Origin of the sequence: uncultured Brevundimonas sp. (assembly GCF_963975535.1) — a bacterium.
Classification (GTDB): domain Bacteria; phylum Pseudomonadota; class Alphaproteobacteria; order Caulobacterales; family Caulobacteraceae; genus Brevundimonas.
In genome coordinates, this window is sequence record NZ_CAXBHE010000002.1 from 177,605 (window position 1) to 192,682 (window position 15,078).

The window sequence follows — 15,078 nt, forward strand, 5'->3', positions numbered from 1 at the left end:
CCTACTCGCCCACTCCCGCCATCCGCCGCCGCTCGGCGTCGGTCAGGAAGCTGGCCGCGCCCAGTCGCGCCCACAGGGCGTCGCGCTCGGGCTGCAGGGCCGGTACCCCGTCCAGGTCCGGCGCGATCCGCGTCCCGGCAAAGCGCGGCCCCAGCCAGCCGGTCAGGGCTCCGGCGGTCTTGCGCACCAGCGGCGCGATCGTCGCCCGCCAGAAGGCGGTATTGGCCTCGCGATAGTTGGCATAGGTGGCGTCCCCCGGAATCCCCAGCAGCTGCGGCGGCACCCCGAACGCCAGGGCGATCTCGCGCGCCGCCGCATGTTTGCCGGCGATGAAATCCATCTCCGCCGGGGTCAGGCTGATCGGCTTCCAGTCCAGCCCGCCCTCCAGCAACAGCGGCCGCCCGGCATTGGCCGCGCCGGTATAGGCGTCGCCCAACTGCAGCTTCAGCGCCTCGAACTGTTCGCTCGTCAGCCGTTCGCCGTCTCGCCCGCTGCTGACCAGGGCCCCGCTGGGCCGCGCCGCATTGTCCAGCAACGCCTTGTTCCAGGCCCCCGAGGCATTGTGCACATCGACGGCACAGGCCGCCGCCTCCAGCGGTGAAAATCCGTAGTGGTCGTCGAACGGATGAAACAGCTTCAGATGCATGACCGGCATCCAGCCGTCGCCCCCCGGCCCGATCCGTATCCGTCGCCCGTCCACCTCATAGACATAGGCCTCGGGCCAGCCGTGCCGCCCCGGCACCACCGCCATCCGGTCCGGCCTCAGGCTCCACAGTTCGTCGGGCGCGCCATCGCCGTCGCCGTCCCCGGCCGCCTCGACATAGGCATTGCCTGCCGTCTGCAGCGCCCCATACACACCCTCCAGCCATTCCGGCCCCGACTGCTCCGGATTGGGCCGTGCCAGCAGCCGCGCCAGCGGATGGTCGTCGTCGCGCACCCCGTCACGGAACACCGCCAGCGGGGTCGAGGCCGCCGCCTCGGCGATCATCCGCACACAGCGATAGGCCACCGGATTGCGCCCGAACCCCTCGCGCGCCAGATGGCCATAGTTGCGCGGCGTCCAGCGCGGTCGGCCCGGGCCGGTCATGGCGATCAGGGCCCCGACCCGGCTGTCCTTGGTTTCGGGCGCACCGCTGCGCCCGCGGCGGCCCCAGGGCCAGCGCAGTCCATTCATGGCTCGTCGTCCTCGATTAGAGCGACCGGATACTCGGGCTGTCCCGGGTGTTCAGCAGCAGATGGCTGACGGCCCAGATCAGGGCGTCGGCCCGGTCCGGACTGGCCTCACCCGTGCCTAGGCCCAACCCCATCAGCTCGTCTTCCAGCCTGGCGAAATAGCCGCAGTGGATGACCCGGCCCTGGTCGTAGAGCAGGGCCACCGGCTCGGCCCGGGCCCGTTTCGACCGGGTGGCGAACACCGGCCGGATCCGGGCTCCGCATTTGGCGACCTTCAGCAGGTCCTCGACCATCTGGCCGCCCTGGTTGGTCTCGGCGATGACCCAGTCAGCCTCGTGCCGCGCCACCGTCCGCGCCACGGCATGGGCCCAGTCGCGGGGCCGTTTGCCGCTGACGCTTTCATCGGCCAGCACCCAGGCCTTGTTGTCCGCCAGTCCCACGACGACGATGCCGCAACTGTCGCCCTCGGCCGTCGTCGTCGGGTCCAGCCCGACCACCACCTTGCGAAAATTCCTCGGCGTCCCGCCCCGGCAGCGATCCAGCAGATCCTGGGTCCACAGCGCCTCTCCCGGCCCCAGGATCAGCCCGTCCAGCTCCTGCGCCGCCAGCCGCGTGCCGCCGTACAGGGACTCCAGCCCGGCCAGAAAGCCGCGCGACAGATTGCGCGCATTGATCCGGGTCGGCGCATGGGTCGACACCGTGCTCGGCTCGGCCAGCAACCGCGTCAGGGCCGGCATCGGCTTCGGCGTCGTGGTGATCACCAGACGCGGATCGGCCCCCAGGCGCATGCCCAGCCGCAACATGGCCAGGGCTTCTCCGGGGCGTTTCCACGCACAGAATTCATCAGCCCAGGCGGCGTGGAATTGCGGCCCCCGCAGACTCTCGGGATCCTCGGCGGAAAAGGCGTGGGCCACCGCTCCGTTGGGCCAGACCAGCCGCCGCCGGCTGATCTGATAGACCGGTCGCCGGCTCCAGGGAGCGATGCCCCTCAGACCGGACGGCCCCTCGATCATCACCTCGCGCACGTCGTGCAGGGTCGGACCCACCAGCGCCAGCCGCGCGCCCCGCATCGCCTGCCGCGTCAGCCATTCGGCCCCGGCCCGGGTCTTGCCCGCGCCGCGCCCGCCCAGAAACAGCCAGGTCGCCCAGTCACTCTCGGGCGGTCGCTGCGCCCGATGCGACCAGCCGGCCCAGTCTGTCTCGATCAACCTCAGCTGGCTCTGATTCAGGCTCGCCAGCGCGTTCCTGAGCCTCGAGGTCGGCATTGAGCGCAACAATTCGATGCAGGAGCTCGTCCCTGAGCCGCTGCTCCCCGGCGGCGTCCAGCTGGTCGTCATCGGTGTCAAATACGCCCCCCGCCGGCTCGACCTCATCCAGCACCTTGGCGGCCCTGGCCAGGGCCAGCGTCGCCCGGGCCCGCCGCTCGGCCTCGTCCGGCGGCATGTCGCCGGTCGCGCCCAGCAGTTCCTGCACACGGTCGGCGAAACCCCGCGGGGTCATCTTCCCGTTTCGAACCGCTTTTTCCGACATGGCTGAATCATAGGCCAGCAGCGCCCCAGGGTGGGAAATTCGCCGGTAGAAAAGCCCAACCCCCGGTTCGGACAGTGAATTTCCGCAAAAATTCGGAGGATTTTTCCGGGCGTCCGGGTCAGGCGGCCTGACCGTCAGTGACCGCCGGCTGCAGGAACCGGCCGAGCGCCTCGGCCAGGGCGGGAATCTGGATCGGCTTGCCCAGATGGCCGTCCATGCCCGCCGCCAGACAGCGGTCGATCTGCTCACGCTGGACATTGGCACTCAGGGCCAGGATCGGCAGGCGCGCGATCGGCCCGTCCATGGCCCGGATGGCCCGGGTCGCGACCAGACCGTCCATCACCGGCATCTGCATATCCATCAACACCAGATCATAGCGGCCGGTGCGGGCCGCATCGACCGCCTCGGCACCGTCACAGACGGCATCGGCCTCCAGGCCCAGGCCGGTCAGGATGGCGACGATCAGCTCGCGATTGGCCGCTGCGTCATCGGCGACCAGGATCCGGTGACCCGTCCCCGTAACCGACACCGCCTCCGTGTCCGCGCGGTTGATGGACTCCGCCGTCGGCAGGACCACTTCCAGCCAGAAGGTCGAGCCTTCACCCGGCACGCTGTCCACGCCGACCTGGCCGCCCATCAACTCCACCAGCCGCTGCGAAATGGCCAGCCCCAGCCCGGTACCGCCGTAAACCCGCGTCGTCGAGGCGTCGCCCTGGGTGAACCGCTCGAACATGGTCGCAACCTGATCCGGTGACAGTCCGATCCCCGTGTCGGTCACCGAGACCTTCAACTTCCATTGCCCGTCCGCGGCGGGACCACCGCCGACCGCCAGGCGCACCTGGCCGCGCGGCGTAAATTTCACCGCGTTCGAAAGAAAGTTCAGCATCACCTGCCGCAGCCGCCCCTCGTCGCCGGTCAGGGCTTGCGGCAGGGCCGGATCGATCTCGACCTCCAGCGCCAGTCCCTTGCCCTGACACTGGGCCTCGACGATCGCCGCCGCCCCCTCGGCCAGAACCCGCGGCGCGAAGGCGCGCGGTTCCATATCGACCGCCTCGGCCTCCAGCTTGGAGTAGTCGAGAATGTCGTTGATCACGCTCAACAGGGCACCACTGGCCGTGTGGATTCGCTCGGCGTGGCCCTGCTCGACCGCCGGCAACCGCTTGCTGGTCAGCAGCAGATCCGAGAACCCGATCACACTGGTCAGCGGCGTCCTCAGCTCGTGGCTCATATTGGCCAGGAATTCCGACTTGGCCCGCGCCCCGGCCTCGGCCCGGTCGCGCGCCCGGATCAGCTGATCCTCCAGCTGTTTGGTCTCGGAGATGTCGCGGATCACATCCTGGAATTCGACGGCCAGTCCGTCCGCGTCACGAATGATGGTGGTCTGGGCCTCAAACCAGACGGTCTCGCCCGTCTTGGTGACGGCGCGATAGCGGAGTCGATCGGTGCTGTTCTCGGCCTCTCCCGTCACCATGGCCCGGAACCGGGCGGTCAGGTCGGGAACGTCATCAGCCAGAATCAGCGACAGGACCGACTGTCCGATCAGGTCCTCCGGCCGGTGCCCCGTGACCGTTTCGATCGCCGGAGACGCATAGGTGAACCGTCCCTCCAGATCATAGGTGACGATGATGTCGGTCGCGCGATCGGCCAGCAGCCGGTACTGGGCCTCGCTCCGGACCAGCCGCTCATGGGCCCGGTCGGAATCGGTCAGATCCTGGAACACTCCGAACAGGGCCCCGACGCTCCCGTCCTCCAGCCGCTCGGCGCTCCCGCGCGAAACCACATGCCGCGTCTCGCCGTCGTCGCGGATCAGCCGCATCCGGATCTCGAACCCTTCGCCGGTCTCGGCCGTCCGCTGCAGCAGGCCCTCCAGGGTCGCCCGGTCTTCCGGATGGAAATATCGCAACGCATCATCCAGCGACGGATCGAAGGTCGACCGCTCGACTCCGTAGATCCGGTACACCTCGTCCGACCAGACCACCCGGTTCGTGGTCCGGTCCAGCCGCCAATGGCCGATGCCGGTCACCGACTCCGCCATTTCCAGCAGTTGCAGCTGCTCGGCCTGGGTCCGCGCCGCCGCCGTCTGGTCCACCATGTCCCCGGCAAGCTGCGCGATCAATTTCAGGGTTTCGGTCTGTTCGGTCGTCAGGGCCGGATGCGGCTCTACATCCATCACGCCGACGGCACCGACGGGCGTGCCGTCCGCCCTCGACACCGTTGCCCCGGCAAAGAAGCGCAGATGCGGAGGCCCCGCGACCATCGGATGGTGACACAGCGTCGGGTGCGCAAGCGCGTCCTCGATCACCAGACTGGCCCCGGAGCCCATGCCGACCAGAACATTGCTCACGCTCTGTTCGCGCGGCAACGACGCCTCGCCCAGACCGACCTCGGAGCGGAATACCGCCTCGTCGCCGTCCAGCACCGACACCAGTCCAAACGGCATGCCGAAGCTGTTGCACAGCAGCGATGTCAGTCGATCAAAGGGGCTTTCCAGGCTGATGGTACGCTTGGCGACGCGACGCATACACGGTCTCCGGGTCGAGGGAACGACCAGGATTATCAGGCACAAGAAAAGGCTTTGTTACCCGGTCCGGGCGGCGGTCATCCGCCCCGTTCGTCGTTCCATTCCGGGGCCTCGAAGGCCAGGGCATCCTCCGGTTCCCCCAGCGACAGCTCCGACACCGTCTGGCCGCGGATCGACACGCCGGCCGCGTGGACACTCTCGGCATCCCCGGACACCAGCGGATGCCAATCGGCCAGCCCGCGCCCCTCGTGGACCCGGCGATAGCCGCACGACAGCGGCATCCATTTCAGGGCCTCGATATTCCACGGCGTCAATTTGATGCAGTCCGGCACCTGCTCGCGCCGGTGGGCATAGTCGATACAGGTGCAGGCCTGGCTGTCGAACAGCTTGCAATGCACCCGCGTCGGCGTGATCGTGCCCGTGTCCTCGTCCTCGAACCGGATCAGACAGCACAGGCCACAGCCGTCGCACAGGCTCTCCCACTCGCTGCGGGACATCTCGGACAGGGTCTTGGTTTCCCAGAACGGCTTGCTCATCGGGCGGCTCATTACGCCGATCGGTCCGCTGTGTCTCGCGTCGGGCACATTCGCAGTCTATATGCCGCGTCCCATGGCAGCCCGTCCCCCCCTCATCGCCCTCAAGGGCGTCCGTCTCCAGGACGGTCAACGTCCCCTGTTCGACGGCGTCGACCTCGCCATCGAGCCACGCACCCGCGCCTGTCTCGTCGGCCGCAACGGGGCCGGCAAGTCCACCCTGATGAAGATCATCATGGGTCAGATCGAACCCGACTCGGGCGAGCGTGCCGTCCAGTCCGGCGTCCGCTTCGCCTATGTGCCGCAGGAACCGGTCATCACCGGCGAAACCCTGCTGGATTACGCAGTCTCCGGCGACGCCGAGTCCTGGACCGCCGAGGCCTGGCTGCACACCTTCGGCCTCGATCCGGAAAAATCGGCGCTCAACCTGTCCGGCGGCGAGATCCGTCGCGCCGCCCTGGCCAAGGCCTTCGCCGAAGAGCCGGACCTGATGCTCCTCGACGAGCCGACCAACCACCTCGACATCCTCGCCATCGAGCTGCTCGAGGAGGAACTGATCTCGGCCCGCTGCGCCGTGCTGGTGGTCAGCCACGACCGCGCCTTCCTCAACCGCGTGACCCAGACCTGCCACTGGCTGGAAGGCCGACGGGTCCGCAGCCTGAACAAGAGTTTCGACGCCTTCGACGAATGGTCGACCAAGGTCACCGGGGAAGAGGCCCAGTCCCTGCAACGGCTGACCAGGACCATCGAGCGTGAAACCGAGACCTTCTACCGCTCCATCACCGCCCGCCGCACCCGCAACGAGGGTCGCGCCCGCTCGCTTGACGCCCTGCGGGCCGACCGCGCGGAACGGGTCAAGGATGTTCCGCGCGAGCTCTATCTCGGCGTCGATTCCGGCGCGACCTCCGGCAAGCTGGTCGCCGACCTCAAGAGCGTCTCCAAGACCTTCGGCGATCGTACCGTCATCAAGCCCTTCACCACCCGCATCGTCCGCGGTGACCGCCTCGCCATCGTCGGCCCCAACGGCGCGGGCAAGACCACCCTGGTCAAGATCCTGCTCGGCGAACTCGCCCCCGACGAGGGCACGGTCAAGCTGGGTGCCAATCTCGAGCCGGTCTACCTCGACCAGTCACGCGAGGGCCTCCGCAGTGACATGACCCTCTGGGACGCCCTGACCCCCGGGGGTGGCGACTCCATCCTGGTGCGCGGCGTGTCCAAGCATGTGGCCGCCTACGCCAAGGACTTCCTGTTCCAGGAAGGCCAGCTGCGCCAGCCGATCTCGACCCTGTCCGGCGGCGAGCGCAACCGCCTGCTGCTGGCCCGGGCCCTGGCCAAGCCGGCCAATATGCTGGTGCTCGACGAACCGACCAACGACCTCGACATGGACACGCTCGACAAGCTGGAAGAGCTGCTCGAGACCTATGACGGCACCCTGATCCTGGTCAGCCACGACCGTGACTTCGTCGACCGCCTCGCCACCTCGACCATCGCCATGAACGGCCGCGGCGACATCGTCGAAACCCCCGGCGGCTGGACCGACTTCATCCGCCAGAACCCCGGCTTCCTCAAGCCCGGCACCCACCAGCGCCCGCAGGACGCCGAGGCCGCGCGCCGCGCCGCCGCCAGCCCGGCCCCGGCGACCGTCGTCGCACCCGTCGCCGCGAAAAAGCCCGCCAAGATGTCGTTCAAGGACACCCACCGGCTCAAGGAGCTCGAGGGCCTGCTCGCCTCCCTCCCCGCCGACATCGCCCGCCACGAGGCCACCCTCTCCGACCCGGGCCTCTACGCCCGCGACCGCAAGGCCTTCGACCGCGCCACCGCCAATGCCGATCGCGCCCGCGCCCTCCTCGTCGCCGCCGAGGAAGAATGGCTGGCGCTCGAAGCGAAACGGGAAGCCCTTCAGACCGCCTGACCGGACGAATTTCGACCGTTGAGTATCCAGTTGTGCACGATCTCGCAAACCCTTGGTCTTTTGCGAAATTTTACCGCTTCTCCACGGTTCGGACTGCGAGGTTGGTAAATTCACCCACCAAATCGTCCACAATCAGACGCTTTCCTGCGCTTGCGGGTTCGGCGATTTGGAGCGAGCTTGATCAGGCCGAGGGACACGGCGGCGCGGAAAACCGGGGAGACCCGGGGTTCAAGCGAACCGGTCCGGCTCTCTGACCAAGGGTTCCTGACCTCTTCGGGGGACATGGAAAGACCGGGCAGGGTCCAGGCTCCCCGTCTTTAGCGCTTCGGTGCGGGACGACGGAGGACCAGACCGGGATCGACGGACGGCGTCAGGGTTACACCCGACGGAACGCCGGAGACCAGGAGTCGCCAGGAAACAGCTGACCATCACCGGGTTCGCCCGCTGGTGCTGACGCCAAGGCCCTGAACCTCAATGGCCAAGTCCCAACCCGGACTTGGCGAGGGGACGTAGGCAACGGTTCGACCGGGCATGCGTCCCCTCGCTCAATTCGGGCGTCCGAATTGCCGTCGGCTCACCTTTCCAAGGCCGCATCGTCGCCCTAGGCTCCCGACCATGTCGCGGGACCAGAATCGCCCCTTTTTCGCCAGCCGTCGCAGCCTCCTCGCGGGGGCCGTTGCGGCCACAACCTTGGCGGCCTGCGGACGCGTGGAAGCGCCGGTCGACGAGGAAGGGCGCGTACGCCTGCGCTTTGCGACGGACTGGCATGCCCGCGCCGGACACGGTGGCTTTTACCAGGCCCTGGCCGGGGGGGCCTATGCCCGGCGGGGGCTCAACGTCCAGATTGTCCAGGGGCGACCCGACGTCGACGTTCCCGAACTGCTGGCCTCCGGAACCGTCGAGCTGGGCATGGGCTCCGACAGCTTCATTCCGCTGAACCTCGTGGCCGAGGGAGCCCCGGTGAAGGCGGTCGCCGCCTTCTTCCAGAAGGACCCGCGGGTCCTGATCGCTCATCCCGACCCTGCGTTGAAATCGATCGCCGATCTCAGGGGTCGCCCGTTCCTGCTGACCGATGCCGCGGCCGCGACCTTCTGGCCCTGGCTCAAGGCCCGCTACGACTTCAACGACGAACAGCTGCGCCCGTATGATTTCGACCCGGCCCCCTTCATCGCCGACGCGCGCGCCGTGCAGCAGGGCTATCTCGGGAGCGATGCCTATACGATTGAACGGAAAGCCGGGTTCACGCCGCGGTCCTTCCTGCTCGCAGATGAAGACTACCCGTCCTATGCCACGATGGTGCTGGCCCCGAACGCCTTCGCCCGCGACAACGCCGCCGCGCTGCGCAGTTTCATCGCCGCCTCGGCCGAGGGCTGGCGCGACTATATCCATGGCGACGCCCGGGCGGCCGACGCCCTGATCCGCCGCGACAATCCGCAGATGTCCCAGGCCGAACTTGACCATGCCCGGCAGGCCTTGCAGGCCAATGGCCTCGTCGACGGGGGCGACGCCGCCCTCTATGGCCTCGGCACCATGACCGACGACCGCTGGCGGGCCTTTTTCGAGACCATGTCCGGGGCGGGCGTCTATCCTGCGGCGCTGAACTGGCGCGAGGCCTTCACCACCCAGTACCTGCCAGGCCGGGGCTGACACCCGGCCAGACACGCGACTTCGCCTTCGGTCGTTAGCAGCAGGTTAAGCTCGGCCCGGCTACCGTGCGGTTCCAGTCCTTGCAGCGGGAGCCGTGCCGGTGCGTCGCGCCCTGTCGATTACCCTTTTTGCTGTCGTGGCCCTTGTCGCCGCGACCCCGGCCGCGGCCCAGCAGCCGCCGGCGGGAACGCGCGACGACGGCCAAAGCCTGGGCCTGCGCTACCTGACCTGGCCGGGCCGCACCACGCCTGCGCGCACGGCACCGGAACGTCCTGCGGTTACCCCGGCGCGGCGCAGCGCCCCGGCCCCGGCGCGGCGCCCGACTCCCGCGATCATTCCGCACGGCACACCGCTCGCGCCGGCGGCGACCGGGTCAATGTCTGCGCCCGCTCGGGGGCTGACCCCGGCCAATGCCTGGATGAGCCCCGCGACATCGGCACCGGCATCGACGCCCCCGCCGGCACCGCGGCCGGTCATGCCCCCCCCCCCGCCACCTCGGCGACCGCCAATCCTGCCCCGCCGCCCGCCGCCGATCCGATGGCTCCCCGCCGTGACGCCCTGATCTTCCGGATGCAGGGCGGTCCCGAGGCCACGCCCGCCGCGACACCGCAGGTCCAGCCCCAATCCCCGTCCCTCGCACCGGCCCGGACGCCGGTCGCGGCAGTGGCCGCGGCCGCCGGTCCCGCCGAACAGGGCGCGCGCTACTATTCTGTGCACCGTCAGAACAACCGCCAGCCGGACCCGACGCCGCTGCCGGCCGCGACCTATGTCGACGCCATCGCCGTCGATCTGCCCGCCTCCCTGGCCTCCCAGGACCTCGCCGCGCCGCCGGAACCGCCGACCCTGATCCGCAACGCCCAGGGACGACTCCAGGCCATGCCCGACACCTCCACTCCGGATCAGCCATGAGCGACGCCACACCTGCCTCCCGCCTGCCCGACCTGATCGCGATGGCCGCCGACGGCTCGAGCGAGAACCGCCGCAAATTGCTGCGTGAACTTACCGAGAGCTTCTTCGGCAACCCCACCCGTTCGGCCGCTGAAGACAGCCTTTATGATGCCGTGCTCGTCAGCCTGACCGCCGACATGGAGACCGCCGTCCGGGCCGAGCTGGCCGCCCGATTCGCCGACACGGCGGATGCGCCCGCCAGCCTGATCCGCCGGCTCGCCAATGACGAGGCCGCGGTCGCCGGCGCCGTGCTCCGGGCCTCGCCCGTGCTCACCGACGAGGATCTGCTTTCCGTGGTCCGCACCCATGGCCAGGAGCACCTTCGCGCGGTCTCCATCCGCCCCACCGTGTCCGAAGCGGTATCCGACGTCATCGTCGAGCGGGGCGACGACGTCACCCTGGGCACCCTGTTGCGCAATGACGGGGCCCAGCTGTCACGCGCAGCCTCCGAGGCCGCCGTCGAGCGGGCCAAGGTCAACCCGACCCTGCACGAGGATACCGTGGCGCGCAGCGCCCTGCCCGCCGACCTGCTCAACGACATGTATTTCGTGGTCGAGGCGCGGTTGCGTCAGCAAATCCTCGAACAGAATGCGCAGATGGACCCTGCCCTGCTGGAAGTCGCCCTGGCGGCCGGGCGTGCCCGCGTGGCCACCAGCGACGGGGCGCTGCCCGCCGACTACAGTGAGAGTCTCGCCTACGTCGAGGAACTCAGGGCCGCGGGACAATTGACGCCACAGATGCTGGCCCGCTTCCTCCGCTCCGGCGGGCAGACATCCTTCCTGATCGCCTTGTCGCAACTCGCCGACATCGACTTCCACACGGCCAGCCAGATCGTCGAGCGCCGCGACCTCGACGCCCTTGCCGTGGTCTGCCGTTCGGCCGAACTCGAACGGGCCCTGTTCCTGACCTATGCCGTCGTCCTGCTCAACGATGACGGTGACGCCATGGGCAAGGCCCATGCCTATGCCCGGATGTATGCCGAACTGGCCCCCGAGGCCGCCCAGCGGACCCTGCGCTTCTGGCGCATGCGGCGCACCGCACAGGCGGCCTGACCCTTACCCGCGCCCAAGAAAAACGCCCGCCTTCCTGCGAAGACGGGCGTTTTCAATCGTCACAGGCCGTTGTCTATTTCTTGGCGCGTGCCGGGGTCCGGGCCGGCTTGCGACCGCCCTGACCGAGACCCATCTGCTTGGCCAGGTCCGAACGGGCCTTGGCGTAGTTCGGCGCGACCATCGGGTAGTCCTTGGCGAGACCCCATTTGGCCCGGTACTCTTCCGGGCTGATATTGTATTTGGTGCGCAGATGCCGCTTCAGCGACTTGAACTTGCGACCGTCCTCAAGGCAGATCAGGAAGTCGGGCGTGATCGACTTGCGAACCGGCACGGCCGGTTCCTTGAGTTCGGGTTCGGGCTCGGGTGCACCACCGGAAACCTGGGTCAGGGCAGCATGGATGTTCGCGATCAGTGACGGCAGTTCGGTAGCCTGGACGTTGTTGTTACCGACATACGCCGACACGATGTCAGCGGTCATTTCCAGCAGTTGGGAATTCTCTTCCATTAGCTCAGCCTCACCCGTTCGATTGTGTTCTTGACTGATCAACATCGACCCGTCGCCCACGGCTTCAATAATGATGTTCGTCAATAATGGCAATCCAACCGAAATACGTACGGAAGGATGGACAGCGCCATCGCCCCGCAGACCGAATCTGATTGTTGTCTATCGCCCGAAGTTTTCAGCAAGGGCCATCATTGCTGCGCGCTCAGGGGCCGAATATTCGTCAATCGCTTCATCCTCGCCGTCCCGGATCGCCCGCAGCAAGGCCGGCGTCAGGGCTGAAGACAGCGACCAGTTCCAGTAGCGCAGTACGGTCTGGGCCCGATCGACCGCCAGCATCTCGAAGGTCGTCTGGACACGGTCCCAGTCCGGAGCCACCCGACCGTCCGTCCCCGTTTCGGGTCGCCGCATCGAACGCCAGAGGGATTGGAGGTCGGTGCGACCCAGGCCGGTTGCCTTGCACAGGATGGCCAGGGGTTCGCCCCCGACATCGCCGATGATCTTGGCACCGGTCAGGGGTTTGATTCCGGCCAGATAGGCGATTTCCGAAGCGACGTCCGGCTTGAGCCCGTCGCTCTCGGCCACGGCGATGGCGTGTTCAAGACTGTCATAGGGGCTCTTGTCGATCGCCGAACGGTTACGTTGCCGCCGCTCGATGAACTGCAGGGCCTTGCGCGAAACCGGATCGTTCCAGCCTTCCGCTGCCGCCATGGCGAAGACGTCTTCCGAAACTTCCTGCATCACTTCGCGCGACACGGCGAACCGCTGCAGAATGGTGCGCCGGTCCTCCGACCCGCACCACCAGAACATCACATAGGCCCCCGCCGGTCTCAATTCCGGACGCTTCAGCAGCAAACTGCAGAAGGCGGGAGTCTGGCGGCTCTGGCTGACTATACTCTCGACCGCGGTCTGGCTCAGCCGGGCCACCGTGTTGCGCAGCACCGCCTCCGTGACCGCCCCCTCCCCGAACGTCAGCAGGGTCTCGGTCACGACTTCGGACAGGCCGCGCCGCTGGGCGATCATGAGCCGGTGCTCGGGCCCGGCATCGCGGGCACACGACACAAGGTCGGCGTCGGTCAGTGATGCGCAAAGCTCGATCAGTTGGCCGGCTATTTCGGGTGCGTCGCGCAGCAGCAGTCGCGTCAGACTGTTCGGCAGTTCCGCCAGGGGGGCCAGGCGCACCGCGACCCGCTTGCGCTCCTGCGGCGCGGCCAGTCTCAGCATCTCCACCAGCAGATCACCGGTCACCGACCGCTCGAAGGCGTTGATCCGGCTGCCCGGCAGCGACACGACATCCGCCAGACGCTTCAGCAGCGCATGGCGGGCGCGCAGCCCCGACGGGGATGCGCCCTCATCGAAAAGGGCCGCGGGCTCTGACATGTCGACCCGACGTTACCGCCGGGACGGTTAACCGGCTATGACGGTGATGCGGCGTGCCTGGGCACGCGCCGCCAGGTGTTGGCGTCCCTCCGGGTCCAGACTCCATCGGCACCGATATCGAACACGTCGGTATGGTAGAGGTCCCCGTCCTCGTGCGCACGATGCCCCTCCCGCCAGCTGCGGCCGTCAGGCAGCCAGAAGGTCTGGTCCGTCTCCCCGCGATCGGGGGCCGTGGCGATGGTTTCACCACGCCCGTACAGGCCGGATCCGCCCCACTGCTCGATCACCACGACACCGCGTCCGGGGTGAAGGAATTCCCTGAAGGCCCAGAACTCGTCGGTCTCGCGACCGTCCTTCACCCCGTACAGCCGGCCGATCATGCCGGTTCCGTCATTCACCGCCGTCCACTGCATGCCGTAGGCGTCAGGGACTGACGGGTCGCTCGCAGCGCCCGGATTGGGCGTCTCCCAGGCCGCGTCACCCCGGGTCATGAACGCGACATGGGCCGGCCACCAGTCCGGAGGCGCGACTCCCGCGCCGGACGCGGGGGCCGCCAGCGCGATCGTCAGGGCAGCGACCACAAGGGTCAGAACGGATCTCAACACGGCAGCCTCCTTGACCGGTCGCGATCTCGCACACGGCCGGGTCGCGGCGTGCCCCCCGGCCGGTTCGGCCCCAGCGGCCCACCGATCCGGCAAAGAGGCAAGCTCTACAGGCCCTCGAACAGGGCCGTCGACAGATAGCGTTCGGCAAAACTGGGCACGATGACGACGATCGTCTGGCCGTCATTCTCCGGCAGGGCCGCCAGCCGGAAGGCCGCGACAAGCGCTGCGCCCGAACTGATGCCGACCGGGATGCCTTCGACGCGGGCCACCCTGCGGGCCATGTCGAAGGCGTCGTCGTTGGTAACCCGCTCGACCCCGTCGATCACCGACCGGTCGACGATGACGGGGATGAAGCCGGCCCCGATCCCCTGGATCTTGTGCGGCCCCGGCTCGCCGCCCGACAGGACCGGAGAGTCGGACGGTTCGACCGCGATCATCCGGACCGAAGGCTTGCGGGCTTTCAGCGCCTGGCCGACGCCGGTGATCGTGCCGCCGGTGCCGACGCCGGCCACGACGATATCGACCGCTCCGGCCGTATCATTCCAGATCTCCTCCGCCGTGGTGACGCGATGGATCGCCGGATTGGCCGGATTATCGAACTGCGAAGGGCTGACCGCGCCCGGCGTCCGCGCCAGCAGGTCCTCGGCCATGGCGATGGCCCCCTTCATGCCCTTCTCGGCCGGGGTCAGCACCAGTTCGGCCCCCATCAGCGCCAGCATCTTGCGCCGTTCGACCGACATGCTTTCAGGCATGGTCAGGATCAGACGATACCCCCGCGCCGCGGCGACAAAAGCCAGGGCGATGCCGGTATTGCCGCTCGTGGGTTCGATCAGCACCGCGCCGGGCCGGAGCTGACCCGACTGTTCGAGGGCATCGATCATGGCCACGCCGATCCGGTCCTTGACCGAGCCGATCGGGTTGAAGAACTCCAGCTTCGCCAGCACGGTCGCCCGGGGCCGGTATTCGGTTGACAGGCGCGGCAGCCCGACCAGCGGCGTGTCGCCGATCGTGTCGAGGATCGAGGGAAAGATTCGACCGCGCCCGGCCTTCAGGTGTCGGGAGGGATCGTAGGGGGCATCGGTCATGGCGGGCTCCGGCGACCGGCGATCGGTGCGCACACGCGGTGCGGGTTCTCCCGGTTCCGGACAGCCCGATCTAGGGAGCGCGGACGCGGAAGGCAACGACGGGGGGTCATCGGCCTGCCCCGGATTCAGCAGTTGAAGCCTTTGCGGTTTTCGTGCGTTGGAGGGACACGCGGTGGCGTGAATTGTCGGG

13 protein-coding genes are annotated in these 15,078 nt (G+C 68.2%); 4 read left to right on the forward strand and 9 right to left on the reverse strand.

Annotated elements, in window-relative coordinates; all coding sequences use genetic code 11:
- Position 1: 1 nt before the first annotated feature.
- The 5 genes from AACZ75_RS03170 to AACZ75_RS03190 form a co-directional block, all read right to left on the reverse strand.
- Positions 2–1,174 carry a phage portal protein gene (locus tag AACZ75_RS03170; RefSeq protein WP_339871195.1) on the reverse strand — a complete coding sequence of 391 codons (1,173 nt, stop codon included), beginning with the start codon at positions 1,172–1,174 and terminating at the stop codon, positions 2–4.
- 16 nt (positions 1,175–1,190) lie between these two features.
- Positions 1,191–2,381, reverse strand: a complete 1,191-nt coding sequence (locus AACZ75_RS03175) for a terminase family protein (RefSeq protein ID WP_339871196.1) — start codon at positions 2,379–2,381, stop codon at positions 1,191–1,193.
- Entirely contained in the window at positions 2,323–2,673 is a 351-nt protein-coding gene (locus tag AACZ75_RS03180) for a hypothetical protein (protein ID WP_339871197.1), read from the reverse strand. Before AACZ75_RS03180 ends, AACZ75_RS03175 begins: the two co-directional genes overlap by 59 nt.
- A gap of 148 nt (positions 2,674–2,821) precedes the next feature.
- Positions 2,822–5,224: a PAS domain S-box protein gene (locus AACZ75_RS03185; protein ID WP_339871198.1), complete on the reverse strand. Its 2,403-nt coding sequence runs from the start codon at positions 5,222–5,224 to the stop codon at positions 2,822–2,824.
- 77 nt (positions 5,225–5,301) lie between these two features.
- Positions 5,302–5,760 carry a YcgN family cysteine cluster protein gene (locus AACZ75_RS03190; protein ID WP_339871199.1) on the reverse strand — a complete coding sequence of 153 codons (459 nt, stop codon included), beginning with the start codon at positions 5,758–5,760 and terminating at the stop codon, positions 5,302–5,304.
- Positions 5,761–5,833: 73 nt separating this feature from the next.
- On the opposite strand from AACZ75_RS03190, the gene AACZ75_RS03195 reads away from it, so the two are divergent.
- The 4 genes from AACZ75_RS03195 (at position 5,834) to AACZ75_RS03210 (ending at position 11,316) form a co-directional block, all read left to right on the forward strand.
- Positions 5,834–7,669 carry an ABC-F family ATP-binding cassette domain-containing protein gene (locus tag AACZ75_RS03195; protein ID WP_339871201.1) on the forward strand — a complete coding sequence of 612 codons (1,836 nt, stop codon included), beginning with the start codon at positions 5,834–5,836 and terminating at the stop codon, positions 7,667–7,669.
- 615 nt (positions 7,670–8,284) lie between these two features.
- Complete coding sequence (locus AACZ75_RS03200) at positions 8,285–9,316, forward strand: ABC transporter substrate-binding protein (protein WP_339871202.1); 1,032 nt, start codon at positions 8,285–8,287, stop codon at positions 9,314–9,316.
- A gap of 537 nt (positions 9,317–9,853) precedes the next feature.
- Positions 9,854–10,225: a hypothetical protein gene (locus AACZ75_RS03205; protein ID WP_339871203.1), complete on the forward strand. Its 372-nt coding sequence runs from the start codon at positions 9,854–9,856 to the stop codon at positions 10,223–10,225.
- The gene (locus tag AACZ75_RS03210; protein WP_339871205.1) at positions 10,222–11,316 is read left to right on the forward strand and encodes a DUF2336 domain-containing protein; all 1,095 of its coding nucleotides are present in this window, start codon (positions 10,222–10,224) and stop codon (positions 11,314–11,316) included. Before AACZ75_RS03205 ends, AACZ75_RS03210 begins: the two co-directional genes overlap by 4 nt.
- Before the next feature lie 73 nt (positions 11,317–11,389).
- Here the strand turns inward: AACZ75_RS03210 and AACZ75_RS03215 are convergent, their stop codons facing one another.
- The 4 genes from AACZ75_RS03215 to cysK form a co-directional block, all read right to left on the reverse strand.
- Positions 11,390–11,821 carry a MucR family transcriptional regulator gene (locus AACZ75_RS03215; RefSeq protein WP_339871206.1) on the reverse strand — a complete coding sequence of 144 codons (432 nt, stop codon included), beginning with the start codon at positions 11,819–11,821 and terminating at the stop codon, positions 11,390–11,392.
- Between the two features lie 159 nt (positions 11,822–11,980).
- A complete protein-coding gene (locus AACZ75_RS03220) occupies positions 11,981–13,198 on the reverse strand; it encodes a DUF2336 domain-containing protein (RefSeq protein ID WP_339871207.1) in 1,218 nt (405 codons plus the stop codon).
- A 35-nt stretch (positions 13,199–13,233) separates the two neighbouring features.
- On the reverse strand, positions 13,234–13,803 hold the full coding sequence (locus tag AACZ75_RS03225; RefSeq protein WP_339871208.1) for a hypothetical protein: 570 nt from the start codon (positions 13,801–13,803) through the stop codon (positions 13,234–13,236).
- Between the two features lie 104 nt (positions 13,804–13,907).
- Positions 13,908–14,888, reverse strand: a complete 981-nt coding sequence (gene cysK, locus AACZ75_RS03230; RefSeq protein ID WP_339871209.1) for a cysteine synthase A — start codon at positions 14,886–14,888, stop codon at positions 13,908–13,910.
- Positions 14,889–15,078: the final 190 nt, after the last annotated feature.